Origin of the sequence: Clostridium sp., assembly GCF_051656525.1 — a bacterium.
Classification (GTDB): Bacteria; Bacillota; Clostridia; order Clostridiales; family Clostridiaceae; genus Clostridium.
This window is the reverse complement of sequence record NZ_JBOGCC010000363.1, coordinates 1-1,587: the sequence shown is the minus strand read 5'-3', so window position 1 is coordinate 1,587 and position 1,587 is coordinate 1. Positions and strand designations below refer to the sequence as shown.

The window sequence follows — 1,587 nt, the reverse complement described above, 5'->3', positions numbered from 1 at the left end:
CATCATTTATAGTATTTGTAAGGAATTGTAAAATCTTCCCCTCTGCAACCTATAATTCTTGTTAATTCGTAAAGTTCATTATTTACAATTATATCCAAACAATCAAATATATTTCCATTATCTTTTAAAATCATTATTGAATAATTTCCTTTTCCATAGAATTCTACATCATCTACATTCTTATGTCGTTCTATTTGTGTCAATTGATCCTCTGTAATATATTTATTATCATTTATGAAATTATATAACTCTAAATAATCCATATCTTTTATTAATTTTCTCATGCTTAACCTCCTATATTATCTCTCATGTGAACTATATCATGATGACCTATGGAGAATCCTACTTCTTTAATCATACATATTAAATCATTTTGACCATTTATAAATTCTATTCTATCTCCGTTTTTTAAAGATTGAAGAGTGTTGCATATTTCATCATACTTTTCAGGGAGCAACCTTTTTAAACAACTGTCTTTATTATCCCATCTTTGTTTAATTTTCTCATATTTATTAATGTTATAACTTCTACTTCTATTAAAATTTTTAATATCACCAACAACTTTAATTTTAACTGTTTTTCTCATCTTTTAAACTCCTCCTAAATCAAATAATATTTTTATTGCCTATGCTAACATTTTAATAGCATCTTTATAATTATTGTTTCTTATCTCGTTATAAGTGTTATAAATTGTATCATCATTCTTTATTATACTTATTAATTTTATATAACCTTCATTTACTAATTGATTACATAGTTCTTTTTTACTATCTGAATAAGTTCTATAATTTAAAAGTTCTTGAGTGACTTTGTTATCTAACTTTTCGTATAACTCAATGCTATCTAACATATCCAAAATTATAACATCTTTCATAGTAGCTAAATTATACACTTCATTTTTTAATGTTTTATTCTCTTCATTTATTTCACTTAAAAACTCACTTCTTTTTTCTTCATTCATTCTATTTACATATTGTTTTATGCAAGTTTGAAAATAATTCCAGTTACACTTGTAACATAATTTATCTAACATATCTATCAAATTATTTTCAAGTGCTACAATGATTTGATCCTCTATTATTTCTATGTTTTCAATGCTCATATGCAAGTTATTTCCACTTTGATATTTTACAGTTCCTTTATTATCTACTAATTGAACACTTTTAACAACTTCATAAGTTTCACCTGAAATGCTACTAGTATATAATTCATATTCCCCTATTAACTGTAAACTATTACTATTTATTACTATCATATTTTTAGATTTAATCATATATTCCACCCCTTTAATTTAATTTTATTCCTAACCTCAGAGGTTTTACACCTCCGAACGCTCATGACTTAATAGGCTTTATGGGTCATGACCCTTTATAAATTATATGAAATTAACTTCTATATTGTTAATTATGCAATACTCTTTTACATCTTCTATTGATTTATTATAAACTCCAATTCTTTTATTACCTTTTAAAACTATACAGTCAGATCCTTGACTTTTAAAAGTAACTTTTCCTTCTAATTCAACTAACATTTTTATATCATTCATTTTAAAACCCTCCTAAATCAAATTGTATTTTTATTGCCCTA

General features: G+C 24.3%; 4 protein-coding genes. All 4 read right to left on the bottom strand.

Annotated features, from left to right (window positions below; all coding sequences use genetic code 11):
- Positions 1 to 2: 2 nt before the first annotated feature.
- Positions 3 to 284 (bottom strand): hypothetical protein, encoded by a 282-nt coding sequence (locus ACRDDY_RS17690; RefSeq protein ID WP_438566248.1) that lies wholly within the window; start codon positions 282 to 284, stop codon positions 3 to 5.
- A 2-nt stretch (positions 285 to 286) separates the two neighbouring features.
- Complete coding sequence (locus tag ACRDDY_RS17685) at positions 287 to 586, bottom strand: hypothetical protein (RefSeq protein ID WP_438566247.1); 300 nt, start codon at positions 584 to 586, stop codon at positions 287 to 289.
- A 39-nt stretch (positions 587 to 625) separates the two neighbouring features.
- Positions 626 to 1,273 carry a hypothetical protein gene (locus tag ACRDDY_RS17680; RefSeq protein ID WP_438566246.1) on the bottom strand — a complete coding sequence of 216 codons (648 nt, stop codon included), beginning with the start codon at positions 1,271 to 1,273 and terminating at the stop codon, positions 626 to 628.
- Positions 1,274 to 1,375: 102 nt separating this feature from the next.
- Positions 1,376 to 1,546: a hypothetical protein gene (locus ACRDDY_RS17675; protein ID WP_438566245.1), complete on the bottom strand. Its 171-nt coding sequence runs from the start codon at positions 1,544 to 1,546 to the stop codon at positions 1,376 to 1,378.
- Between the last annotated feature and the right edge of the window lie 41 nt (positions 1,547 to 1,587).

Bases quoted from the DNA above. Each gene is read 5' to 3' on its own strand.
- ACRDDY_RS17690 (WP_438566248.1), bottom strand. From the start codon at position 284: ATGAGAAAATTAATAAAAGATATGGATTATTTAGAGTTATATAATTTC.
- ACRDDY_RS17685 (WP_438566247.1), bottom strand. From the start codon at position 586: ATGAGAAAAACAGTTAAAATTAAAGTTGTTGGTGATATTAAAAATTTT.
- ACRDDY_RS17680 (WP_438566246.1), bottom strand. From the start codon at position 1,273: ATGATTAAATCTAAAAATATGATAGTAATAAATAGTAATAGTTTACAG.
- ACRDDY_RS17675 (WP_438566245.1), bottom strand. From the start codon at position 1,546: ATGAATGATATAAAAATGTTAGTTGAATTAGAAGGAAAAGTTACTTTT.